Annotated in this window: 16 protein-coding genes; 14 read left to right on the forward strand and 2 right to left on the reverse strand. The window is 59.1% G+C overall.

Annotated elements, in window-relative coordinates; all coding sequences use genetic code 11:
* The first annotated feature begins 43 nt into the window (after positions 1-43).
* Positions 44-1393, forward strand: coding sequence for a glutathionylspermidine synthase family protein (locus HY011_17810; protein ID MBI3424795.1), 1350 nt, complete (start codon positions 44-46; stop codon positions 1391-1393).
* Between the two features lie 142 nt (positions 1394-1535).
* On the opposite strand, the gene HY011_17815 is transcribed toward HY011_17810, so the two are convergent.
* Positions 1536-2333: a YwiC-like family protein gene (locus HY011_17815; GenBank protein ID MBI3424796.1), complete on the reverse strand. Its 798-nt coding sequence runs from the start codon at positions 2331-2333 to the stop codon at positions 1536-1538.
* A gap of 191 nt (positions 2334-2524) precedes the next feature.
* Entirely contained in the window at positions 2525-3232 is a 708-nt protein-coding gene (locus tag HY011_17820) for a Crp/Fnr family transcriptional regulator (GenBank protein MBI3424797.1), read from the reverse strand.
* Between the two features lie 244 nt (positions 3233-3476).
* Here HY011_17820 and HY011_17825 point away from each other — a divergent pair, with 244 nt between their 5' ends.
* From HY011_17825 to HY011_17885, 13 genes are all read left to right on the forward strand, one after another.
* Positions 3477-4757 carry an aminopeptidase P family protein gene (locus HY011_17825; protein ID MBI3424798.1) on the forward strand — a complete coding sequence of 427 codons (1281 nt, stop codon included), beginning with the start codon at positions 3477-3479 and terminating at the stop codon, positions 4755-4757.
* A gap of 11 nt (positions 4758-4768) precedes the next feature.
* Complete coding sequence (locus HY011_17830) at positions 4769-7423, forward strand: hypothetical protein (protein ID MBI3424799.1); 2655 nt, start codon at positions 4769-4771, stop codon at positions 7421-7423.
* Positions 7424-7429: 6 nt separating this feature from the next.
* Positions 7430-8086 (forward strand): peptidylprolyl isomerase, encoded by a 657-nt coding sequence (locus HY011_17835; protein ID MBI3424800.1) that lies wholly within the window; start codon positions 7430-7432, stop codon positions 8084-8086.
* A gap of 6 nt (positions 8087-8092) precedes the next feature.
* Complete coding sequence (locus HY011_17840; protein ID MBI3424801.1) at positions 8093-10144, forward strand: S9 family peptidase; 2052 nt, start codon at positions 8093-8095, stop codon at positions 10142-10144.
* A gap of 334 nt (positions 10145-10478) precedes the next feature.
* Positions 10479-14057 (forward strand): TonB-dependent receptor, encoded by a 3579-nt coding sequence (locus HY011_17845; protein ID MBI3424802.1) that lies wholly within the window; start codon positions 10479-10481, stop codon positions 14055-14057.
* A 169-nt stretch (positions 14058-14226) separates the two neighbouring features.
* Complete coding sequence (locus HY011_17850) at positions 14227-17715, forward strand: hypothetical protein (GenBank protein MBI3424803.1); 3489 nt, start codon at positions 14227-14229, stop codon at positions 17713-17715.
* Between the two features lie 9 nt (positions 17716-17724).
* Complete coding sequence (locus HY011_17855; protein ID MBI3424804.1) at positions 17725-18192, forward strand: HEPN domain-containing protein; 468 nt, start codon at positions 17725-17727, stop codon at positions 18190-18192.
* Positions 18189-18452, forward strand: a complete 264-nt coding sequence (locus tag HY011_17860; protein ID MBI3424805.1) for a hypothetical protein — start codon at positions 18189-18191, stop codon at positions 18450-18452. The genes HY011_17855 and HY011_17860 overlap by 4 nt, the downstream gene beginning before the upstream one ends.
* Positions 18453-18499: 47 nt before the next feature.
* A complete protein-coding gene (locus HY011_17865) occupies positions 18500-18670 on the forward strand; it encodes a hypothetical protein (GenBank protein MBI3424806.1) in 171 nt (56 codons plus the stop codon).
* 36 nt (positions 18671-18706) lie between these two features.
* On the forward strand, positions 18707-20179 hold the full coding sequence (locus HY011_17870) for an exo-alpha-sialidase (protein MBI3424807.1): 1473 nt from the start codon (positions 18707-18709) through the stop codon (positions 20177-20179).
* Positions 20180-20224: 45 nt separating this feature from the next.
* The gene (locus HY011_17875; GenBank protein MBI3424808.1) at positions 20225-21082 is read left to right on the forward strand and encodes an N-acyl homoserine lactonase family protein; all 858 of its coding nucleotides are present in this window, start codon (positions 20225-20227) and stop codon (positions 21080-21082) included.
* Between the two features lie 67 nt (positions 21083-21149).
* Positions 21150-23585 (forward strand): DPP IV N-terminal domain-containing protein, encoded by a 2436-nt coding sequence (locus HY011_17880; protein MBI3424809.1) that lies wholly within the window; start codon positions 21150-21152, stop codon positions 23583-23585.
* 145 nt (positions 23586-23730) lie between these two features.
* Positions 23731-24798, forward strand: coding sequence for a proline racemase family protein (locus HY011_17885; GenBank protein ID MBI3424810.1), 1068 nt, complete (start codon positions 23731-23733; stop codon positions 24796-24798).
* The last annotated feature ends 43 nt before the right edge of the window (positions 24799-24841 follow it).

A 24841-nucleotide genomic window follows, 5' to 3' on the forward strand; every position in this document is an offset into this window, starting at 1 on the left:
CAGCGGCAGTGTACACGGCACAGCATTTGTTGCTCAACCGTGTATGCGTGAAAAGGCGATTTCTGAATACCACGAATTTCTGGCGGCAGATGAAGGGTTGACGCCGGACTTATTCGCCCGGCTGAAAGCGGCGATGAACACGAACCGTTTGCTTTATGGACAGCGCGAAATCGGTGTGGCGTTGCGGCCTCATCTGCTGACGCGCAGGCAATACGACCTGTTGACCTATCGGTCGCGTGTCTTGGCGGGGGCGTTCGAGCAAATTGCTGCGGCTTTGCTGGAGCAGCCAGCGTTGATGCCACGCATGGGTTTGAGCGAGTTGGAGCGGCGTCTGGCACGGATTGATCCCGGCTACAAGCACGCCACCATTACCTCGCGGCTGGATGGCTTTTTCCTGGGCGACGAATTGAAGTTTGTCGAATACAACGCCGAGAACCCGTCGAGCCTGACCGATCAAGCGGGCTTGAATCAGGTTTTGTTTGAATTGCGCGCGCTGCAACAGTTTGCCGAACGTTACCGTTTGCGCCAGTTCGCCCCAGTGGCCGGCTTGCTGCACGCTTTGCTGACGACCTGGCGCGAATGGGGCGGCAGCGGCGCGCCGCACATCGCCATTCTGGATTGGCCTGATTTGCCGACCGAACACGAATTTGTGCTGTTGCGCAATTATCTGGTCAGCAGCGGCTTGCCCGCGGTCATTTGCGCGCCGGATGAATTGGAATACAGCGGTGGCCACGGGAAGAAGCTGCGGCGCGGCGCGTTTCAGATTGATCTGGTTTACAAGCGCGTCATCTACAACGAATTCCTGGCGCGTTATGACGAAACGCAGCCGTTGCTGCAAGCCTACCGCGACCACGCCGTCTGTCTGATCAATCCCTTCCGTTGCAAGCTGCTGCACAAGAAAGCGAGCTTCGAGTTTCTGACCGACGAGGTTTATCACCGCTGGTTTTCGGCGGAAGCCTTGCGCGTCATCGCACACAGCATTCCGTGGACGCGGCGTGTGACCGAACGCAAAGTGCAATACGGCGAGCAGGAATATGACCTGCTCGCATTGCTGCGGCGTGAGCGCGAACGATTCATTCTGAAACCGAACGATGATTACGGCGGGCGCGGCTTGTTGTTTGGCAAAAGCGCTTCGATAGCGGAATGGGATGAGGCGTTAGAGCGGGCGCTGGCCAGCGATTACGTCGCACAAGAGGTGCTGGCGTTGCAGACCGAAGAATTCCCCATCTTTAACGAATATACCTGGAATCTACAGCCGATGTACGTGGATACCAATCCGTTCATTTTTCGCGGCGAAGTCGAAGGCGCGATGGTGCGGCTGTCCGATTCGCCAATTGTCAATGTGACATCGGGCGGTGGCGAAACGGGCTTTTTTGTGTTGGAAGAAGGGTGATGGCGAGCGCACGCGCGCGCCGCTTTGCGCGATGAGGCAGTACCGCGCGCGTCAGCAAGCGGGAAATCGTGAATGTGCCGTGTTCCGCCAGGGCAGACGCGCCGCTTGCTGACGCACGCGGTACTGTGTCAACCGGCGTACCTCAGCGCGCTGAAAAGCTCAACGCCAAACAGACCAGAAAGATAATGGAATAGCCGATCTCCATAAAGCCAGCGCGCCGCAAGTTGACCTGCGTGACAGGTTTGAACAGGCTCCAGAGCGAACGCGCGAGCACTGGCGCAAACGCGACCAGCACAAACAACGACAAACTGCCCGTCAGCCACAAGGCCAGCAACGCAGCGAGCAAAAAGGCGTGATACACCGCGCAACTTTGCCAAGCACGTCTTTGCTCGTCCTGTTTGCGCGGGTTCAGCCGATAAATGCGCAACTTGATGTAAAAGACGCTGCTGGCGAAATACAGCGCGCTTAGCAACCAAAGCCAGAGCGCCGTCGGTTGCCACACACCGCGCGCCGCATAAAATGCCGCTGGCGCGGTCAAGGTCAGTCCCCCAATCGCCAGCAATTCGCTGCCGACCGTGCGTGCTTCCAATTGCGTGGCCTGCTTGCCGTTGATGAGCAGCAGCAAGACGCCGAGACCGCCCAACGGTAATAACCAATAGAGCCGTGCGGTCAGCAACAATGGCAGCCCACACAGCGCCGCGCTGCCCAGATAAACCAGCAACAACCGGGCTTCTTGCGGCGCTGAGCGCCCACGGGTGCGCGCCCGCCACCAGACTTGCAAGGCCTCGCGCGAGATAAACAGCGCGCTGACAGCGCAAAACAGCCAAAGCACTGACCAGGAAAGTTTCCCGGCTACCAGCCAGCCCAGCACAAAGGGCACATAGAGCATGGCCCATGCGCCATGCTCTTTGGGAAGTCGTAAATTCGTTCGTAAGTTCATATTGCATTGCCTTCGGTTTGAAGGTGCGAAAATGGCTTGCAGCAAATTTGATTCCGGTAGAGGGGCGACAGGGACGTGCTGTTGGCACAAGCGCAGTTGCGACAACGGGAAAGATTACGACCTGGCGATTGGGGAATAATTCGCGCGGCCTTGGGGAAATTTACGGCACTGAGGCTGGCTGTGACTAGGCGTTACCCTTCGGCATAGACCGCCAACGCCGCTTCGTCCGCAATTTTAATGACGCGCCCTTCAATCACGATCAAGCCATTGTTTTGCAGCCGATTCAGCGCGCGCGAAACGACTTCGCGTACTGACCCGATGCGCGCGGCGATTTGTTGATTGGTGAGCAACAGGGTGACCGTGAGCGTCTGCCCCTGTTTCGCCCCGCGCAAACGCGCTTCGCTCAGCAACCAGCGCGCGAGCCGCTGATCAACCTCGTGCAGCGAAAGCGCCTCGACCAGTTCGGCGCAACGGCGCAAACGTCCGGCCAGCATTTTCAGCCCGGCGAGTGCAATCTGCGGGTGGCGCAAACAAAGCGCCCTGACCTCGCGCTTGTCCAAAAAGAGCACCACCGTTTCTTCCTCTGCCGCCACGGTTGAAGGGTAGGGCTTGTCGTCGAAGACCGGCAGTTCGGCAATGGTCGCGCCCGCGCGCTCGACGTGGATGACCTGTTCGCGTCCGTCCACGCCTTCGCGAAAAGCGCGCAGCGCGCCGGCGCAGATTACGAATAAGCCTTGCGCTTCATCGCCCGCGATAAACAGGATTTCATCGCGCGCCAGCCGCCGTTCGACCGCGTGTCCCGCCAAGGCGGTCAACTCGGACTCCGCCAGTTCGCCGAACAGCGCGGTGCGCTTCAAAGCTGCGATTTTTGTGATGGTGACAGACGATTGGTCAGACATTTTGCGGGGGATCATAGACCGTCAACCGGCGCGTGTCACCAGCCGCGCTGACCTCCGCGCAAATTGCCGGGAGATTCAGGTGGCTTCTGCCTAATCACATCCAACTCATCTTTATTTTCTTCAAGATAATCGGCATGGCGCGGAGGATGATCCGCGCACTACAATTCACCGCAATCAAATACATCGTCCGGCCCTGGCGCCGGGAATGACACGCAGCTTTTCAACCCTTACCTGAGGACCATTTATGTGTGTAGACCGCAGAGACTTTCTACGTTTATCCGCAGGGGCCGCTGGGCTGGCCGCCCTATATGTTGAGGAGTCGGCAGCCGCGGCTGAAATCAGCGCCAATCCGCTGCCGAATTCGATTGGCCAGCCCCAAGCGCTTGCCGACAAGGTCGTGCCGATTACCGACGCTGAGCGCCGCGCCCGCATCGAAAAGGCGCAACGCCTGATGGTCGAAAACAAGATTGACGCGATTTACCTGGAATCCGGCTCTAGCCTCTTCTATTACACGAGCGTGCGGTGGGGAAACAGCGAACGCATGTTTGCCGCCGTCATTCCCGCGCGCGGCGAAATCGCCTGGATCACGCCAAAGTTTGAAGAAGCGCGCGCCCGCGAATTGATTCGCTTTGGCAAAGACATCCGCGCCTGGGAAGAAGACGAAAGTCCGTATCGAGTTGTGACGGGCATTTTCAAAGATCGCGGGATTCGCACGGGCCGCATCGGCATGGAAGAGCGCGTGCGCTTCTTCCTGTTTGATGGCATCCGGCAAGAGGCGAAACATCTGGATTATGTGAGCGCCGATCCGGTGACGGTGGGTTGTCGCGTCATCAAGTCGCCTGCCGAAATCGCGCTGCTGCAACGCGCCAACGACATCACCCTCGCCGCGTTCAAGAACGCTGCCGCGACCTTGAAAGAAGGCATGACGCAATACGAATTCGGCGCACAGGTCAGCGCGGCCTTTCGCGCGCTCGGCAGCTCCGGCTCGGCATTGATCGGCTTCGGGCAATACACCGCTTTCCCGCACGGCAGCATACAGCCGCAGCAGTTGAAAGAAGGCGATGTGGTGCTGATGGATGGCGGCTGCAACGTCGAAGGCTATCAATCAGACATCACGCGCACCTTCGTCTTCGGCAAGCCCACGCAACGGCAGCGCGACATCTGGAACCTGGAGCGTAAAGCGCAGGACGCCGCCTTTGCCGCCGCCAAACCGGGCGCGGCCTGCGAAGCGGTGGACGCCGCCGCGCGCAAGGTCATCACCGAGGCGGGCTTCGGCCCTGATTACAAAGTGCCCGGACTGCCGCATCGCACCGGCCACGGCATCGGCCTGGACGGACACGAATGGACGAACTTCGTGCGCGGCAATAAAACCAAACTCCAACCCGGCATGTGTTTCAGCGACGAACCGATGATCGCGATTTACGGCGAGTTCGGTATTCGGCTCGAAGATTGTTTGTACATTACCGAAGACGGCGCGCGCTTCTTCACGAAACAAAGCGCTTCGATTGACCAGCCTTTTGGTTGAGGCCAAGACCGATGAAACAATTCCTTCGCTTGCTTCTATGTTTGGGTGCGTTCGCCCTTTCAGCGCAACCGCAAAGCCTGGATGAAGTGCTGCGCGATGGCTTTCAATACCGCAACCTCGGCCCGTTTCGCGTCGGCGGTTGGGTGTCGGACATTGCGGTGCCGGAAACACCTGCAAAAGCGCATCTCTATACGTTTTATGTCGCCGCGCGCCACGGCGGCGTTTTCAAAACGACGAACAATGGGACGACCTTTGAGCCGGTCTTTGACAATCAAAACGTAGCGGCGGTCGGCGCGCTCGCGGTTGCGCCGACGAATGAAAACATCGTCTGGGTTGGCACGGGCGACAATTCGTGCGCGCGATCAGCGTATTGGGGCGATGGCATTTACAAATCCACCGATGCGGGCAAGACGTGGCAAAACATGGGTTTGAAAGACAGCCAGCACATCACGCGCATCGTCACGCATCCGACCAATCCTGACATCGTTTACGTCGCCGCGATGGGGCATCTTTACACGACGAACGAAGAGCGCGGTGTCTTCAAAACCACCGACGGCGGCAAGACCTGGAAAAAAGTGTTGTACGCCAACGACCGCACGGGCGCGATTGATTTGGTGTTGAGCCGCAATGAGCCGGACACGTTGTACGCCGCACTGTATGACCTCAAACGCGATCCCTGGCGCATCGTGGACGGCGGCGCGGGCAGCGGGATTTACAAGACAGCCGACGGTGGCGCGCACTGGAAGAAGCTCGAAAACGGCTTGCCCACCGGCACGATTGGCCGCATCGGCATTGATCTGTTTCAGAAAAATCCGAACATCCTTTACGCCGTCGTAGACAACCGCAATCTCCGCGAAGGCACGCAGCAAATCATCAGCGGCGAGGTCTATCGCACCGATGACGCAGGCGCGACGTGGCGCAAGGTGAGCGCCGACAAAGACGATGTAAGCCGCAAGTCTGGCTATGCGTTCAATATCCTGCGCGTGCATCCAGAAAACCCTGACCGCGTCTTCATCACGGGTTCCAATCTGATCGAAACCACCGACGGCGGCAAGATGTGGATTGGTTTGAGCAATGTTGGCGGCGGGCCTCCACAAGAGGGACGGCAGCAACCGTATCGCCCATTTCGCCGTGCCTTCGGCGATTTCCGCGTGATGTGGATTGATCCGCAGAATCCAGAACGAATGATGGCGGGTTCGGATGGCGGCGTGTACATTTCGTATGACGGTGCGAAGACGTGCGATCATTTGAACAACTTGCCGCTCGGTGAAATCTACGCGCTGACGGTGGATATGGCCGAGCCGTACAACATCTACGCCGGTTTGCAGGATCACGAATCGTGGCGCGGCCCCAGCAACGGCTGGTCGGGCAGCATCGGCATCGAAGACTGGACAACCACCGGTATCGGCGACGGGATGTACAACCAGGTTGATCCGACCGACAACCGCTGGGTTTATAACACGCAGGAATTTGGACGCGCCGCGCGTTTTGATCAAAAGACACACGAGCGCAAAGTGATTGCGCCGACACGCGCGGCAGACAAACCGCTGCTGCGCTTCAACTGGGTTGCGCCGCTGCGCCTGTCGCCGCACGATCCAAAGGTGGTCTACGTTGGCGCGCAGGTGCTGTTTCGTTCGACCGATCGCGGCGACACCTGGCAAGAGATCAGCCCCGATTTGACGACGAACGATGCGCACAAAATCAGTCCGCCGAGCGCCGCAATTCAACATTGCACGATCACGACAATTGCCGAATCGCCCAAGCAAGCTGGTGTGATTTGGGTCGGCACGGATGACGGCAAAGTCCAGGTCACGAAAGACGCGGGCGCAAACTGGTTCGACGCGACGAACACCATCGCACAAGTCGGCGGCCCGGAGGACGCATGGACGAATCGTGTCTTTGCCTCGCACTTTCAAGCCGGCACGGCTTACGTTGCCAAATCGCGCCATCGGCAAGATGACTTTCGCCCGTTTCTCTACAAAACGACTGACTTCGGTATGACGTGGATAGCCATTCACAACAACTTGCCGCAGCGTCCGATCAATGTGCTTTGGGAAGATAATGTGAACGCTGATCTGCTCTTCGTCGGCAACGATATGGGCGTGTATGTTTCGCTCGACGGCGGTAAAGTGTGGTCGGCTTTGAAAGGCAATCTGCCGCTCGTCGCCGTCCACGATTTGATCGTGCATCCGCGCGAGGGCGATCTCGTGGTCGGCACGTATGGGCGCGGCATCTGGGTGACGGACATCACGCCGTTGCGCGCAATGCAGAAAGCCTTGCAAGCCGAGGCGTACCTGTTTGCGATTGAGCCGAAAGCCCGCCGCCGCGAAGGTGCGCTTGGCAATTATCGTTTGTATGGCGACCGTTTGGCCCTCACGCCCAACGAGCCGAACGGCTTGACGTTTGTGTATTTCCTGAAAGAAGCCGCGCCAGAGAAAGTCACTTTGACCGTCACCGATGCCGGCGGCAAAACGCTGCGCACCTTGGACGGCGCAACAAAAGCTGGGTTGAATCGCGTCGTGCTGCCGCTGGTTGACTTTGGTCAGCAGTTCGGTGGCGGTGGTCGGCCCGCTGCGGCACCGCTCGCGCCGGGTGATTTCACGGTGACGTTGCAAACCGGCGGCAAGCAGTTCACACAAACGGCGCGGGTGCTGGCGACTCCGTAAAACGTCATGACTCAAACGGGCCTCTGTATTCTGTTCTTGCTGATCTGCGGCGCAACACCGTTGCTCGGGCAAACGCGGGCGAAGTTGCTTGATCCGGCCAAGCTGACCCAGCGCGCGCCCGCACGATTCAACGTGCGGATGGAAACCAGCAAAGGCCTCATCGTGATGGAAGTCCAACGCGCGTGGTCGCCGCATGGTGCAGATCGCTTTTACAACCTGGTGCGCGCGGGCTATTACAATCAAGTGCGCTTTCATCGCGTCATTGCGGGCAAATGGGCGCAGTTCGGCATCAATGGCGATCCGAAAATTGCACGAGCCTGGCGCACACAAACAATCCCTGATGATCTGCCCGCCGGCGTCTCGAACCAGCGCGGCACCGTCGCCTTCGCCTTTGCTGTGGCGAATGGTCGCACCACGCAGGTGTTCTTCAATCTGCGCGACAATTCGGCGACGCACGATAAAGAGCCATTCGTGCCGTTCGGCAAAATTATCCAAGGCTTGGAAGTCGCCGACGCGTTGAATGCCGAATACGGCGAAACGTCGGGCGGGGGCATCCGTGCGGGCAAGCAAACGCCGTTGTTTGAAGGCGGCAACGACTGGCTGAAACAAAACTTTCCGCGTCTGGATTACATCCTGCGCGCCACCATCGTGAAGACCAAATAAACGCTTATGAAACTTCTACTCCAATCAGTTTGTCTCGTGCTGACGTTGTTCGCCGCGCCAACGCTCGCGCAAACACGCGGCATCACCCCCGAAGATTATTTCGCGTTTGAATCCTTGAGCGACCCGCACCTTTCGCCTGATGGCAAGTTGGTCGCCTATGTCGTAACCAAGGTGGAGCGCGGGCAGAACCGGCGCAACTCTGCGATTTGGATGGTTGCCGCAGATGGTTCCCGCGCGCCGTGGCCATTCACCACCAGTCCGCAATCGGCTTCGTCGCCGCGTTGGTCGCCGGATGGCCGCGCGCTCGCGTTCATTTCATCACGCCCAAGCGCGGACGCGAACGCGCAGGAGCAACCGCGTCCGCAGGTGTATGCGCTGTCGCTCGATGGCGGCGAAGCGCGGCGCGTGACAAATCTCAAGAACGGCGTCAGCGTGTTTCAATGGTCGCCGGAGGGGTCGCGCCTGGTTGTCGTCAGCCGTAGCGGCCCCAGCGACAATCGGCCTGAAAGCAAAGACCGCAGCGATGTGCGGCATTACAAAAACACGTCGTACAAGTTCAATGACTCCGGCTGGTTCGACGACCGGCGCACACACCTGTGGGTCATTGATGTCAAAAGCGGCGTGGCCAAACAAATCACCGAAGGCGACGACTGGAACGATGCCGATCCGCAATGGTCGCCCGACGGGACGCGGCTCGCCTTCGTTTCGAACCGCACTGGCAAAGAGTATGAGCAGAATCGCAACAGCGATGTTTGGGTCATCTCTGCTGAAGGCGGCGCGCTCACCAAAATTTCCGACCACGCCGAAGCCGACAACAGCCCGCGCTGGTCGCCCGATGGCAAGACCATCGCTTTCACCGGCACGACGCGCGAGCGCGAGCATCCCAAAATCTGGCTCGCTCCGGCAACGGGCGGCGCGGCTTCTACACTCGCAGCCAACGGGCTTGATCTGATTCCCACCGGCCTGGAATGGTCGCCAATGACTGGCGATGGACGCGCGCTGTTTTTTGAGACGGGCGTGAAAGGCGAATATCACTTGTTCCGCGTTGATCTGGCGACGAAAGCCATTGCCCAGGTCACGACAGGCGCGCGGGCCGTGCGCGCCGTGGATTTCAGCAAAGGCGCGCTGGCTTACACCGTGAATGATTTCAAGCACCTCGATGATCTGTTCATCAGCGATCTCAACGGCAAAAACGAACGCCAGCTCACGCATCTGAATCAAGCTTTGTGGCAGCAGTTGCAATTGGCCGATGTCGAACGCTTCAGCTACAAGAGCGCCGACAACTGGGACGTAGACGGCTTCATCGTCAAGCCGATCAATTATCAGGAAGGTGAAAAATATCCGCTCATTCTCAACGTTCATGGCGGCCCGGCGGGGCAATACGGCGTGGATTGGTTTCATGAGTTTCAGGTCTACGCGGCCAAAGGCTACGGCGTGCTGTACACAAACCCGCGCGGCTCGACGGGCTACGGCGAAAAGTTCGAGCGCGGCATCTTTGGCGAATGGGGCGGCAAGGATTATCAGGACGTGATGAACGGCTTGGACGCGGCGCTCAAACGTTATGCGTGGATTGATGCCGACAAGCTGGGCGTGACCGGCGGCAGCTATGGCGGCTTTATGACGAACTGGATTGTCGGCCACACCGACCGCTTCAAAGCGGCAGTGACGTTGCGCAGCGTCGTCAACTTCGTCTCTGACGAGGGCACGCGCGACGGCGCGTATGGGCACAAGGACGATTTCGGCGGCGACCTGTTTGAGAAGTTCGATCTGTACTGGGAGCGCTCGCCGTTGAAATACGCGAAGAACGTCAAAACGCCGACGTTGATTTTGCATTCGGACAACGATTTCCGCGTGCCGTTGGAACAAGGCGAGCAATGGTTCCGCGCGTTGAAGCATTACGGCGTGACGACCGAGATCGTGATGTTCCCGCGCGAGAATCACAACCTGACGCGCACGGGCGAGCCGAAGCATCTGGTCGAAAGCCTGAATTGGCAGCTATACTGGTTTGCGCGTTTCATTGACGGCAATGCGGCAGCGCTTCCACCCGACCTGAAATAACGCATCCGCCTACGGCTACGGAGCGGTTGCGGATGAGCGAAAAACAAAAGCAAAAAAACATCAGTAGCTAAGCGAATGAGCAAAAGTTTTTGGAGCAAAGAGCCGGCAAGGGACTGTGAGCAGAGGAAGAAGAAGCCAAGTTGAGCCGCCTCATTCCCTTGCCCCCACTCCTTTGTCTCCATTCCTTTGTCCGTCGCGTTTTTCAAAAGTTTTTTGGCGCTTCACTTAGTCAAGCTGGACGGCCGTAGTTCGGATGGCAACACGCATCCGGCATTGACCACCCTCGCCGCAGGCTCACGTTGCCTGCGGCGCCACCCCAATAAGGAGTTTCACCATGAAAAACCGATTTAGGTCACTCGCGTTAGCGGCGCTCATGCTGAGCCTGCTGGCGATCAGCGCGTTCGCGCAAGTCACAGGCCGCATCAACGGCACGGTGACCGATCAAGCCGGCGCGGCCGTGCCCGGCGCTAGCATCGAATTGATGCTGCCCGGCGGCAGCCGCGCGGTCATTAACGCCGTCACCACCAGCGAAGGTCTGTTCAATCTGGCGGGGGTGCCCGCCGGCGCTTACGAATTGGTTATCATCGCGCAAGGTTACAAGAAGCGCGTGATACAGGAAGTCATCGTGCGCCCCAACCAGGAATTGGCGCTTTCCACATTTCAATTGGAGGTCGGGCAATTGAGCGAGACGGTGCAAGTCACCGAATCGCAGTCCGTGCAAACTTCCAACGCCGAGGTTTCCCTGAACATCACCAAAAACCAGATTCGGGAATTGCCCGTGCTGGGGCGCAGCCCGCAGGCTTTTGTCACAACCCAAGCGGGCGTCGGCAATGGCCGCGGCTCGGCGACGATCAACGGCCAGCGCACCTCGTTCACCAACGTCACGCTCGACGGCATCAACATTCAGGACAACTTCATCCGCACCAACGCGGTGGATTTTTCGCCCAACGTCTTGTTGCTCGATCAGGTCGCCGAAGTCACGCTTACGACCTCCAACAGCAGTTCGTTGGCGGGCGGCGGCGCGTCGCAAATTTCCTTTGTCACGCCGTCGGGGACGAATCAATTTCATGGTTCGGGTTACTGGCAGAATCGCAACAGCGCGGTGGCGGCCAACACCTGGTTCAACAACCGCGACGGCATTGCCAAGCCCTTTCTCAATGCCAACTGGATCGGCGCCACCATTGGCGGCCCGGTCATCAAAGACAAGCTGCTTTTCTATTTCAATTACGAAGCATACCGCCTGCGTCAGCAAACGGCGGCCAATCGCGCCATCCTGACCGCCGACGCGCGCAATGGCATCTTCACTTATCAGGACGGGACGGGCGCGGTGAAGAAGGTCAACATCCTGCAAACGCTGGGGCTGTCTGCCGACCCGGCGACCGCCGCCATCATCGCCAAGATTCCGACGCCGGATAAGATCAACAACTATCGCACCGGCGACAGCAGCGAGACGCTGTTGCGCAACACCGCCGGTTACTCCTTCAACATCCAGAACAACCGCACACAGGATCATTACACGGCCAAGGTGGATTACAACCTTTCGACCAAACACGCAATCCAGGGCAGCTATGTCTTCAACAGCGACATCATTGACCGCCCCGATCAGTCGAACGATTACGACACCAAACCGAAGGTCATCAACGACGACATCTCTAAACTCTTTTCAGTCGGCTGGCGCTGGAATCCGACCTCGAAGTTCACCAACGAACTGCGCGGCGGTTTCAACATCGCGCCGGTGATCTTTGCGACTTCGGAACAGTTCGGCAGTTCGATCATCGGCATCGCGGGCGGACTGTTCGGCAATCCGCTGAACACCTTTCGCTTGCAAGGGCGCAATCCGCGCACCTACAACCTCTTTGACAATGCCTCTTATGTGATGGGCAAACACACGCTGCAATTCGGCTATTACAGCCAGCGCGTCTATGTCGAAAACTACAACGAAGGCGGCATCACGCCGACCGTCACCTTGGGCATCGGCACGGGCAATCAGGGGCTGACCACGCAATTGCCAGGCGCCAGTTCGACCGATCTGACCGCCGCCAACAACCTGCTGGCGAATTTGGCGGGCTATTACACCAGCTATACGCAAACCTTCAATGTCAAAGACCGCACCGCCGGTTTTGTCAAAGGCGCGTTGACGCGGCGCAACCTGACCTTTCACAACTATGCGGGCTATTTGACCGATTCGTGGAAGGTGAAACCGCGCCTGACGGCGACGCTGTGGTTGCGGTACGACTACTTCACACCGGTTGACGAAGTTGACGGGCTGGCGCTGTTGCCGGTGCTGAATGGCACGGTACTCAATACATTGCGTTCCAACTCGACGCTCGATTTCGCGGGCAACGCCGTGAATCGTCCGTTTTATAGCTCTGACCGCAACAACTTCGCGCCGAACATCGGCTTGGCGTGGGATCTGTTCGGCAACGGCAAGACGGCGTTGCGCGCCGGTTACAGCGTCAATCACGTGAATGACGAATTCGTGATCGCGCTCAATGCTTATGTCGGCGGGAACGCCGGGCTGGCCCAGACGGTCACCGGCTCCGGCCTGACGGGACGCCTCACGGCGAACGGAGCGCCAACGATCAACACCCCGGCCTTCAAAGTGCCGCGCACTTTCCAGGACAACAACCTGCTCAATTCGTCCACCAACTTCTCGATTCCCGATCCGAATTTGCGCACGCCTTATGTCCAGCAATGGAATATCGGCATCCAGCATGAATGGCACAAGATCGTTTTCGACGCGCGCTATGTCGGCAATCACGGCGTCAAATTGCTGCGCGGCATTGACCAGAATCAGGTGCTGGTCTCGCCCGAATTCCTGGCCGATTTCCGCCGCGCGCAAAGCAACGGCAATTTGTCGCGCGCGGCCACGGGCGTCTTCAATCCGGCCTACAACGCGGCCATCGCCGGCAGCCAGCAATTGACGGTGTTGCCGCTGTTGCCGACGGGCGGCCAGTTGACCAACACCACGATTCGCACGTTGATAGATCAAGGCCAGGTCGGCGAATTGGCTTCGAACTATCAAGTCACGCGCACGAACGGAACCGTCAACTTCTTTCCCAATCCATTTGGGCTGGCGACCAACGTGCTGAGCAACTACAGCCATTCGCAATACAACGCGCTGCAAATGGACATGCGCGGGCGCTTGCGCGACTTGACCTTCCAAGTCAATTACACCTGGTCGAAGGTGTTGTCAGACGCGGCCGCCGGTTCTGAGAACGCCTTCCAGAATCGCAACGAAGCCTTCCTGGATTTTGCCAACCCCCGCATCGAACGCGCCCGCGCGCCGTTTGATCTGTCGCACGTCATCAAGGGCAACTTTGTCTATCAACTACCCGCCGGCAAGGGGCATTGGTTCAACTTCAAGCCGTTGGAGCGCGCGCTGTCCGGCTGGCAGATCAGCAGCATTTTCATCAAGGAATCGGGCGCGCCTTTCTCTGTGTTGAGCGGGCGCGGCACGCTCAATCGCAGCGGCCAATCGGGCACCAACACGGCCAGCAGCAGTTTGACGAATGCGCAACTGTTCGAGGGCTTCCAGGTGCGTATCGCCTCGAACGGCCCGTATTTCGTGCCGGCTTCGTGGCTGGGCAGCGATGGGCGCGCGGTGGCGGCGGACGGTTCAGCCGCCTTCAATGGGCAGGTTTTCTCCCAGCCCGGCGCGGGCACGCTCGGTCAGTTGCAACGCCGCATGTTCAGCGCACCCTGGGTCTTCAACGCCGACTTTGCGCTGAGCAAGACGACGAAAATCAAGGAAGGCCACACGCTTGTGCTGCGCATGGAATCCACCAACATCTTCAATCATCCAACGTGGAGCGTGGGCGACCAGACGGTCACCTCGACCAGCTTTGGCAGAATCACCGGCACGTTCTTCGGGCGACGGGTAATCCAGTTCAGCCTGCATTACCGCTTCTGATTTTTGCTGGCTGGTGATTGACGTTTGCCTGCGAACGCCGCCGTCGTTCGCAGGCATTGTTTTATACGGCGGCAAGTGGCGGTTGGCTGTCACCGAATCAATTGCCGCAGAGTCAGGCAAAATACGCCGCCTTCCGCGCGGCGTCCATCACTCTCACAGGTACCAATCTATGAATACGCGCTTCCGCATTTTGCTTCTCACTTTCGTCACAATGCTTGGACTGGCCGCTGCCGGCGCGCAACTCAACGCGCAACGCGGCGGCGGTCAAGCACCCCAAACCCAACAACAAATCGAAATGACCGACGGCCCGACCGTCATCAACGGCGTAGACGTGAGCCGCCTGCAATTCCGCTATGTCGGCCCCCCAGGCAACCGCGTCTCCGCCGTCGTCAGCCCGCCCGGCAACAAGCAGGTCTATTACGCGGGCGCGGCGTCGGGCGGCATCTTCAAATCCATTGACGGCGGCGTGGTGTGGAAGCCCGTCTTCGACAAGCAGAAATCGCAATCCATTGGTGCGCTGGCGATTGCCCCGTCGAATCAAGACATTGTGTGGGCAGGCACGGGCGAGAGTTGGGTGCGCAGCGGCATCTCCATCGGCGATGGCGTCTATAAATCCACCGATGGCGGCGCGACGTGGCAGCGGATGGGTTTGGAAGCGACGGGGCGCGTCTCGCGCGTCATTATTCATCCGACCAATCCTGACATCGTTTATGTCGGCGCGGTCGGGCACGGCTACGGCCCGCAAAAAGAGCGCGGCGTCTATCGCACGAAAGACGGCGGTAAGACTTGGGAGCAGACGCTCTTCGTCAACGAAAACACGGGCGTGTCGGAGCTGGCGCTGGATCCGTCGAATCCGAACATCCTGTTTGCCGGGACGTGGGAATTCGTGATTACCACCTGGGGCAAATACAGCGGCGGGCCGGGCAGCGGCGTCTTCAAATCAACCGATGGTGGCACGACGTGGAAACGGCTGACACCTGCGCAGGGCTTGCCCGAATCGCCGCTCGGCAAAATCGCGGTTTCGATTGCGCCGAGCAATCCGCAACGTATTTATGCGTTGATCGAAACGGGCTGGAACGGCAAAGGCTCGCTCTGGCGTTCGGAAGACGGCGGCGAGCAGTGGAAGGTCGTCAATTACAGCCACATCCTGGCCGAGCGTCCGCACTATTACACGCGCATGCTCATCTCACCGAAGAATCAGGACGAAGTTTATTTCCCGAACAATTCGATGGTCGTTTCGATGGATGGCGGGCAGACGGCGCGCACGATTCCGTGGGGCGGCGACAATCACGATATGTGGGCTGACCCGACGGACGCCGACCGCATGATGATCGGCAATGACGGCGGCGTGATGATCACCACCAATCACGGCCAGCAATGGCAGCGCGTCGTGTTGCCCGTCGCGCAGATGTATCACGTCGCCGCCGACAACGCTGTGCCTTATGGCTTGCACGGCAGCGAGCAGGACAAGTCTTCGATGCGCGGCGCGGGCGCAAGCCTGGGCGGCAACATTACGTGGCAGCGCACGGCGGGTTGCGAATCGGGCTTCTCGATTCCCGATCCGAAAAATCCGAACATCATTTGGGGGACTTGTTATGCGGGCGGCGTTGAGCGTTACGACGTGCGCACAGGCGTGACGCGCTCGGTGGATGTGTGGCCGGAGAAGTTTCTAGACGCGCCCGCCATTGATTCCAAGTACCGTTGGAACTGGACGCACGTCGTTTACATCTCGCCGCACGACAGCAACACCGTCTACGTCGCCAGCCAGTTTCTGCACGTCACGACGAACGCCGGGCAGAGTTGGAAAATCATCAGCCCCGACCTGACGACCGACGACAAGAGCAAGCAAGGCCCATCCGGCGGACTCACGCACGACAATCTCGGCGTCGAAGAAGCCTGCACGATCTTTGCGCTGGCCGAAGCGCCGCAGGAAAAAGGCGTGCTGTGGATCGGCTCGAACGACGGCCTCGTCAGTCTCTCGCGCGACGGCGGCAAGACCTGGCAGAAAGATTTGACGGCCAAAGTGCCAAGCTCATTGAAATGGGGTTCGATCAACAACATCGAAGCCTCGCGTCACGCCAAAGGCACGGCTTACATTTCAGTAGACGGCCATCAGGTCAACAACCGCGACCCGTACATTTACAAGACGACCGATTACGGCAAGACGTGGAAGGCGCTCGGCGGCGGCATTCCCAAGTCGGTGTTCAGCTACGTGCGCGTCGTGCGCGAAGACCCGAAAGTGCCGGGCTTGCTCTACGCCGGAACCGAGAACGGGCTGTATGTTTCGCACGACGACGGCACGACGTGGCAGCCGTTGCAACTCAATTTGCCGCACGTCGGCATCTCGTGGATCGAGATTCAACCGGCATATAACGACCTGGTGATTGCGACCTCTGGACGCGGCTTTTACATCCTCGACGACCTGACGCCGATTCAAAAAGCGAAGCCGGAAATTAACAACGCCGTAGCGACATTGTTTGAGCCGCGCGCGACCTATCGGCTGATTTCGCGCCCGCCTGGTTTTACGAGCACGCCGATTGGTTTTGGCGGATTTGGCGGCGGCGGGTTTGGTGGTGGTGGATTTGGTGGTGAAGGTGGCGGCGCTGAAGCTGCGGCTCCGGCGGGCGGTGCTGGCGGCGGGCGTCCAGGCGGTGCTGCGCCAGGCGGTGCGGCGGCTCCCGGTGGTGCTGCGCCAGGCGGACGCGGTGGCGGCGCTGGACAACAAGGTGGCGGCGGTGGCGGACGCGGCGGTGGTGCGCCCGTCAATCCGGCAACCGCAGGCGGCGGCACGGCGGGCGAAGTCATTCGCAACTTCCCGACGGGCGCGTACCTGCAATACTTCCTGAAAAGCGCGGGGCCGGTGACGCTCACGATCACCAGCGCCGAAGGCCGTTTCGTCAACAAGCTCACCGCGAACGGGCAAGCAGGCATGAACAACTTGAGTTGGAATCTGCGTTATGCGCAAGGCCCGCGCGCCGTCGAGTTGCGCACTACGCCTGCGAGCTATCCGCAAGTCTGGCAGGAGCCGCGCTTTCAGGGACGCCAAACGCGCGCCGTCGTGCATTACGGCATTCAACCGCCCGCGCAACCCGTGGTGGCCGGCCCTGGCCTTTACAAAATCGAACTCGAAGCGGGCGGCACCAAAGTCACACAACAACTGCGCCTGCTGGCCGACCCCAACGTAGGCGTGCCCGACGCCGAGGTCAAAGAAGGCGTAGATATGTGCCTGACGCTGACGGATGAACTCAATCAGACAACAGACGCCATCAACCAACTCGAACGCATCCGCAAACAACTCGAAGACCTGAAAGGCAGCGCCGAACAAATGGCGGCGGCGCAGACGCTCGACAAAAAGCTGAAAGCCGTCGAAGACATTCTGCTCTCGCCCGTCGCGCACGAGAACGATCCGAAGTCGTACCGCGAACCGATGACCATCTACTTCCAATACTTGTTCCTGCTTGGACAGGTGGGCAACGGCGCGGGCGATATGGCGGGCAATCCCGGCTTTAAGCCGACCGATCAGAGCAAGGAGTTTCACGTCATTCTGAAAAAACGGCTGGACGATGCGCTGGCGAAATTGAAAGTGGTGCTGGATACGGAGGTGGCGCGCTTCAATCAGACGAGTGGCGTGCAGTTGGAGGTAGCGGCGAAGCCGTAACGAGCGAATGTGTTCAAGTCAGGCGGCTGCGCGGCAGGTGCTGGCGGGGTTCGCAGCCGCCTGACTCAGTGTTATTCTCGCGTTATGGAATGGGAAGATTATTGGTTGAAAGCTCAAGAGAATCTGGCGATGACGTTGTTGGCCTATCAAAGTAAAAGCTACAACGTCTGCGCAAGCCGGGCCTATTATGCGGTCTTCCTGGCGAGCATCGCCGCGCTCATCAAGCTGACTGATTTTCGCGCGCGTGAGAATGAGTGGGATCACAGTCAGGTGCAGGCGGAATTGAACCGGCGGTTGATTATGCGCAAGAAAGTGTTGCCCAGTGAACTTGGGCGAACCCCCATGGACTTGATGGAGTTACGACACTTGGCTGATTACAAGCCGCAATCGGTTACGGCCAGAGAAGCGAAACGGGCTTGTGAGCGAGCCGGTAAATTTCTCTCTTCGATTGAGAGAGCTTTGGGAGAAACCGTATGAGAAATGAAGCTAGACAACCCAGGCAAGCTGGCAGGGAAACCCAAGACGCCCTCACCGAATACCTGGCGGCGTTGGAGGCGATTTACCCCGCAGCTAAGGGAGCAGCACAGATAAGTACACGGGCGGATAAGCGCGTGATCGTCAACATTCTTTTACCGGCGCGGGCGCGTGAACGGATGCGGCTTTTTGATCAGATGGCAGAGGTTGGCACCAGGTTACTGCTTGAGACCGGCCAATACATTATCCTTTCGGGGCACTGATCTGCGCTCTGCGCTTGCTCGGCCAGTTCGGCAACGGCGGGGGCGATATGGCGGGAAACCCCGGCTTTAAGCCAACCGATCAGAGCAAGGAGTTTCACGTCATTCTGAAAAAACGGCTGGACGATGCGCTCACCAAATTGAAGGCGGTGCTGGACACGGAGGTGGCGCGGTTCAATCAAACGAGCGGCGTGCAAGTGAGCGTGGCGGCGAAGCCGTAGCTGCGAAGGCGCCACATAACTCCAGGAGGATTTGCCATGCACCGAATCTGGCAACACGTAATGGTTTTGTTTCTGTTAGCGGGCGTCTGGCCATCCCATGTTCTCCGATCCAGCCAAAACGAGATCAGCGTCGGGCCAAATATTCAGGTGAGTAAAGATCGCGCAGACCTGGCTCACTGGGAAGTGATTTTGGCAGCCGACCCGACTGACCCGCAGCGGCTCCTGGCCGGGTCTATGCTTTGGTATGATTCCGGCGAAGACCAGTGCATCGGATACCTTTCGACCGATGGGGGGATGACCTGGAAACCGGTGCTTGAACCGGGAGGCCGCGCTGAGACGCGCGGGGATAAGCGGGCGGCAGACCCGGCGGTGGCATTCGGGCCTGATGGCGCAGCGTACTTCGCTATGTTGGCCGCCGAAGCCCGCCTCCAATCGCATCACGCCGTCGTCGCCCACTCAACCGACAAAGGGCTGACGTGGAGCGAACCAACCCATGTTCACCAGCCTACACGGATAGACCGTCCATATATCACCATAGACCGAACGGGTGGGAAGTATCAGGGTCGGGTCTATTGCAATGGGGTTGTGATTACCGACTCTCTACCCGGCACGGGTGGGACCGCCGCAGACCTGATACCACAGGTCGGGATTGGCATCTTCTTCTCGTCTGACGGGGGGCGCACCTTCAGCGAACCGACCCTTCAGCGCGTGCGGATGGCGAACCAACCCCACGCCGCCAGAGGCACCGGCAATAGCGTCGTCCTGTCAGACGGAACCGTCGTCGCCTTGTACAATTTTGCTGAAGACTGGCGACGCCGAGAAGACAGTGCCACCTGGCTCGGGGTCGAACGGTCGGTGGATGGTGGACAGAGCTTTGAGCCGGGCAGCCCGGCGAGCGGCGAGCGCCCGCCCCGCGGCCGGGTGATTCCGCAATTCAAGTTTATCGGGCAAACCCAGCGGCCTCTGGGAAAGGGACTGGCCGGGCTGGAATGTTTAGCCAGCGACCAGACAACTGGCCTGTATCGAGATCGGCTGTATGCGGTCTGGCCAGAGTTCGATGGCGTCCGCAGCCGAGTCAAATTGTCTTTTTCGGCTGACAAAGGGATAACGTGGTCAGGGCCGACGCCGATTGATGACGGGGGGAATGTGGGTGCCGCGGGAACTTATCGAGGCGCGTTTATGCCGTCAGTCGCCGTCAACAAAGATGGCGTGGTAGGCATTTCCTGGTATGACACGCGCGATGCGGTTGGAGCAGACCCGGGGTGGGATGTGCGGTTCGCTGTCTCTTACGATGGCGGCAAGACGTGGGGGCCGAGTGTTCGGGTAAGCGAGAAGTCAAGTATCGCTACCGCAGCCATGCGGAAAAAACTGGGCCGCCGCGTCGGGCCTGGGGATAGCGCCGGTCTGGCGGCGAGCGCGGACGGCGCGTTCCACCCGCTGTGGATTGACCATCGGACAGGGACACCGCAGGTTTGGACGGCGACGGTCACCCTCAAGCCAAAGCCTTGAAGGTCAGTTGGCCAAACGATGAATGTGCTGTGGAGAAAAACGACTATGCAACGATGGATACTTTCTCTCTGCGCCCTGCTGCTTTACTATGCAGCAGCACTCCCCATTGCGGACACTCAACAGCCAGCACCGCCGCCGGTCTATGAACTCTACGCCATCAGCTACGGCGTACTGTCTGACTTTCCCGTTGCCTCACTGGTCGCAGGCGCGGACAAGGCGCGCAAGCTCGACATTCAAATGATGGTCTGGCTGCTCAAAGGGCTGGGCGGGCGCAACATCCTCGTGGACGCGGGCTTTTACCGCGACAAGTTTCTGGCGCGCTGGAAGCCCAAAGATTTCGTCAAACCCTCCGAAGCCATTGCCAAAGTCGGACTCAAGCGCGAAGACATCACCGACATCATCATCTCGCACATTCATTGGGATCATCTGGACGGCGCGGATTTGTTTCCCAACGCGCGGCTTTGGATTCAGCACGACGAGTACAGCTACTACACGGGCGAAGCGTGGCAGGCGGGCGGTTCCAACGCCGCCGACAAAGACGATGTGTTGATGCTGGTCAAGCTCAACACCGAACGCCGCGTCCAATTGGTCAAAGGCGACAATCAGGAAATCCTACCGGGCATTCGCGTCTTCACGGGCGGTCGCCACACCTATGCGTCGCAGTACGTCAGCGTCAACACGCCGAGCGGCACGGCTGTGGTGGCTTCGGATAATTTGTATCTTTACGAAAACCTCGACAAGCACGCACCCATCGCGCAAACGCTCGACGCCGCGTCGAACCTGCGGGCGCAGGAGCGGATGAAGCAACTCGCTTCCGATTCCCGCCTGATCGTGCCCGGCCATGATCCGGCGGTCTTTGTGAAGTTTCCGAAACCGGGCAATGGCGTGGCGAAGATCGAGTAGGTTGATTACTTGTTCGGTCTATGAAGCCGCACGTCACAAACCGCACCAAACTAGGAGGACACCAGTTATGAAACACAGAACCCTTTTCCAAACCATCACGCTCCTGGCGAGCCTGTTGCTGTTGCCCGCGCTCAGTTTTGCGCAAGTCACACAGGCCGATTACGAACGTGCCGCCAAGTTGCGCGACCGGCTGCAAGGGCTGGCCGTCAACGTGCCCGAACGCGCCAACTGGATCGGCCAGACGCCGCGTTTCTGGTATCGCAAAGCGGTCAATGGCGGCAATGAATTTGTGTTGGTAGACGCCGACACGGCGACCAAGCGTCCGGCCTTCGATCACGAAAAGCTGGCGGCGGCGCTTTCGGCGACAGCGGGCGAAAAGTTCGAAGCGTTGAAGCTGCCGTTCCAAGCCATCACGTTCGTGGACAATGAACGCGCGCTGACCTTCGCCGCCGCCGGTTCGATGTGGCGTTGCGAACTGGCGGACTATGCCTGCAAGAAGACTGGCGCAGCGCCGCAAGGCCCGCCCGGTTTCGGCGGACGACGCCCACCAATGGCTGATGACGAAGACAGCCCGCAGGAATACGGCAACGATGTGTATGACGGGATGGTTGATCTGTCACCACAGCAAGGCCAGCAACGGCAAGGCGCACAGGGGCGCGGCGGCTTGCAAGGCCCCGGCCAGAATCAGCCGGAGCAGAATTTCAGAACCTCGCCCGACGGCAAGTGGGAGGCGCTGATTCAAAACTTCAACGTCTTCATTCGCCCCAAAGGCAAGACCGAGGCGGCGCCGCTGAGTTGGGATGGCTCGGAAGGGAATTACTACACGTTGCAATCCATCGCGTGGTCGCCCGATTCCAAGCGGCTGGCGGCCTATCGTGTGCGGCCCGGCTACCGGCGCGAGGTGCATTACATCGAATCGTCGCCCGCCGATCAGTTGCAACCCAAACATTCAACGCGCGAATACGCCAAGCCCGGCGATGCGCTCGACATTGCGCAACCCGTGCTGTTTGCGGTCGAGACCAAACAACAAGCCGTCATCGAGAACAGTCTCTTCCCGAATCCATACAGTTTGTCGAATCCGGTCTGGCGCAAGGACAGCCGCGCCTTCACGTTTGAATACAACCAGCGCGGCCATCAGCTTTATCGCGTGATCGAAGTGGACGCCGCCGACGGCAAAGCGCGCGCCGTGATTAGCGAAGAGAGCCAGACCTTCATCAACTACCGCCCGCTGCTGGCGAGTCGCACCGACAGCGGCAAGAAAGTGCGCTACGACCTGGCCGACGGCAAAGAGGTCATCTGGATGTCGGAGCGCGACGGCTGGGCGCATCTGTATCTATTCGACGGCGTCACCGGCAAAATCAAAAACCAGATCACCAAAGGCAATTGGGTCGTGCGCGCCATCGAAAAAGTTGACGAAGAGAAACGCCAGCTTTGGTTTCAGGCCAGCGGGATGTACGCGGGCAAAGACCCTTACTTCGTCCATTACTACCGCATCAATTTTGACGGCACAGGGTTGACGGCGTTGACCGAAGCCGACGGCGATCACACAGTCGTTTTCTCGGCAGATCAAAAATACTTCGTGGACACCTGGTCGCGCGTTGACCTGCCGACCATTTCCGAGCTGCGCCGCACCGAAGACAAGAAGCTGGTGTTGGAATTGGAGAAGAGCGACATCACAGCATTGGCTGCCGCAGGCTGGCGCGCGCCCGAACCTTTTATGGCGCTGGGCCGCGACGGCAAGACCGAAATCTGGGGCATCATTCATCGCCCCGCCAACTTCGATCCGGCCAAAAAGTATCCCGTCATTGAGGCGATCTACGCTGGGCCGCAAGGTTCGTTCGTGCCAAAGAATTTCAGCGCATCGTTGGGATCAGGGCAGCCGCTGACCGAGCTTGGGTTCATCGTTGCGCAGATTGACGGCATGGGAACCAACAACCGCTCCAAAGCCTTTCACGCCGTCGCCTGGCAAAATCTGGGCGATGCCGGCTTCCCAGACCGCATCCTCTGGCACAAAGCCGTCGCCGCGCAATATCCCTACTACGACATCACGCGCGTGGGCTTATACGGCACCTCGGCAGGCGGACAGAACTCGACGGGCGGCGTGTTGTTTCATCCTGAGTTTTACAAAGCCGCCGTTTCAAACAGCGGCTGCCACGACAATCGCATGGATAAGATTTGGTGGAACGAACAATGGATGGGCTGGCCGCTAGGCCCGCACTACGCAGCTTCATCCAACGTAGACAACGCGGCCAAGCTGCAGGGCAAGCTCTTGCTAGTCGTGCCGGAGATGGATACGAACGTAGATCCCGCGTCTACGTGGCAGGTCGTGAACGCGCTGATCAAAGCTAATAAGAAATTCGATCTGCTGATGGTGCCCGGCGGCAATCACGGCGCGGGCGGCGCATATTACCAACGGCTCTTGCAGGATTTCTTCGTCCATCACCTGCAAGGCATCGAACCGCCGGATTGGAATAAGACAGCCGCGGCAACGAGCGGCAACTAACCAGGAAACCGATTACGAAGTCACAGAAAACCACGAAGCTGGGAATCAGCGGGAGGAGTGAACGCGCTTCACTTTCCTCCGTCTTTTCTTCCCAGCTTCGTGGTTTTTCGGGTAGCTTCGTGGCTGAGAAAGGAAATCACCCGCAATGCGCTTATCCAAAATGATCTCTGCCGTTGACGTACACGCCTGTGGCGAACCGGGTCGCGTCATTACGGGCGGCGTACTCGACGTACCGGGCCGCACGATGTTCGAGAAGAAAACTTATCTCGAAACGCAGGCCGATGACTTGCGCAAACTGATGCTGCGTGAACCGCGCGGCTATCCGGCGCTGTGTTGCAACCTGATCTTGCCGCCGACCGATCCGCGCGCCGATGCGGGCTTCGTGATTATGGAGCAGGTCGAATATCCGCCGATGTCCGGCTCCAACACGATCTGCGTCGTCACCGTGCTGATCGAAACTGGCATGGTCGCCGTCACCGAACCCATCACAAAACTCACGCTCGAAACGCCCGCCGGATTGATCGGCGTCACCGCCGCAGTCAGCCACAACAAAGTCACCAACGTCACGTTTGAAAACCAGCCCGCCTTCGCCGTCCATCTCGACACGCCCGTCGAAGTGCGCGGCCTCGGCACGATTGTCGTAGACGTCGCATACGGCGGGATGTTTTACGTCATCGCCAACGCCGCGCAGGTAGGCTTGCGCCTGACGCCAGATGAAGGCCGCGACATTGTGAGCATTGGCGAAATGATCAAAGCCGCCACGCGCGAGCAATTGCCGGTCGTGCATCCAGAAAACCCCGCCATTGCAGGCGTGACGATTGCGCAACTGACCGCGCCGCCAATGCACCCAAACGCCGACGCGAAAAATACGGTGATCGTTTCCACCGGCACGCCGGATTGGGACAAGCCTTCATCGTGGACGGGCGTGCTGGATCGCTCGCCGTGCGGGACGGGAACGTGCGCGCGTATGGCCGTGTTGCACGCGAAAGGCAAGCTGGGTTTGCAGCAAGACTTCGCGCACGAAGGCATTCTAGGTACGCTCTTCACCGGACGGCTGATCGCGGAAACGCAGGTCGGTAACTACCGCGCCGTTGTTCCAACCATCAGCGGGCACGCGTGGATTACGGGCTTTGCGAATTACGTTGTAGATGCGGAAGACCCCTTCCCCAGCGGCTTCACGGTCGGCGATCTGTGGGGATTGAATGAAAACTGAAGAAGTACGAACTACCCTGAGTGTGACTGCGTAATCCCTGTTT

The organism is Acidobacteriota bacterium, assembly GCA_016196035.1.
GTDB lineage: Bacteria > Acidobacteriota > Blastocatellia > RBC074 > RBC074 > JACPYM01.

Excerpts from the sequence above, each read along its gene's own strand:
- HY011_17820 (MBI3424797.1), bottom strand. The coding sequence starts at position 3,232 with ATGTCTGACCAATCGTCTGTCACCATCACAAAAATCGCAGCTTTGAAG.
- HY011_17885 (MBI3424810.1), top strand. The coding sequence starts at position 23,731 with ATGCGCTTATCCAAAATGATCTCTGCCGTTGACGTACACGCCTGTGGC.
- HY011_17830 (MBI3424799.1), top strand. The coding sequence starts at position 4,769 with ATGAAACAATTCCTTCGCTTGCTTCTATGTTTGGGTGCGTTCGCCCTT.
- HY011_17825 (MBI3424798.1), top strand. The coding sequence starts at position 3,477 with ATGTGTGTAGACCGCAGAGACTTTCTACGTTTATCCGCAGGGGCCGCT.
- HY011_17815 (MBI3424796.1), bottom strand. The coding sequence starts at position 2,333 with ATGAACTTACGAACGAATTTACGACTTCCCAAAGAGCATGGCGCATGG.
- HY011_17845 (MBI3424802.1), top strand. The coding sequence starts at position 10,479 with ATGAAAAACCGATTTAGGTCACTCGCGTTAGCGGCGCTCATGCTGAGC.
- HY011_17840 (MBI3424801.1), top strand. The coding sequence starts at position 8,093 with ATGAAACTTCTACTCCAATCAGTTTGTCTCGTGCTGACGTTGTTCGCC.
- HY011_17850 (MBI3424803.1), top strand. The coding sequence starts at position 14,227 with ATGAATACGCGCTTCCGCATTTTGCTTCTCACTTTCGTCACAATGCTT.
- HY011_17835 (MBI3424800.1), top strand. The coding sequence starts at position 7,430 with ATGACTCAAACGGGCCTCTGTATTCTGTTCTTGCTGATCTGCGGCGCA.
- HY011_17860 (MBI3424805.1), top strand. The coding sequence starts at position 18,189 with ATGAGAAATGAAGCTAGACAACCCAGGCAAGCTGGCAGGGAAACCCAA.
- HY011_17875 (MBI3424808.1), top strand. The coding sequence starts at position 20,225 with ATGCAACGATGGATACTTTCTCTCTGCGCCCTGCTGCTTTACTATGCA.
- HY011_17810 (MBI3424795.1), top strand. The coding sequence starts at position 44 with ATGCGTGAAAAGGCGATTTCTGAATACCACGAATTTCTGGCGGCAGAT.
- HY011_17865 (MBI3424806.1), top strand. The coding sequence starts at position 18,500 with ATGGCGGGAAACCCCGGCTTTAAGCCAACCGATCAGAGCAAGGAGTTT.
- HY011_17880 (MBI3424809.1), top strand. The coding sequence starts at position 21,150 with ATGAAACACAGAACCCTTTTCCAAACCATCACGCTCCTGGCGAGCCTG.
- HY011_17870 (MBI3424807.1), top strand. The coding sequence starts at position 18,707 with ATGCACCGAATCTGGCAACACGTAATGGTTTTGTTTCTGTTAGCGGGC.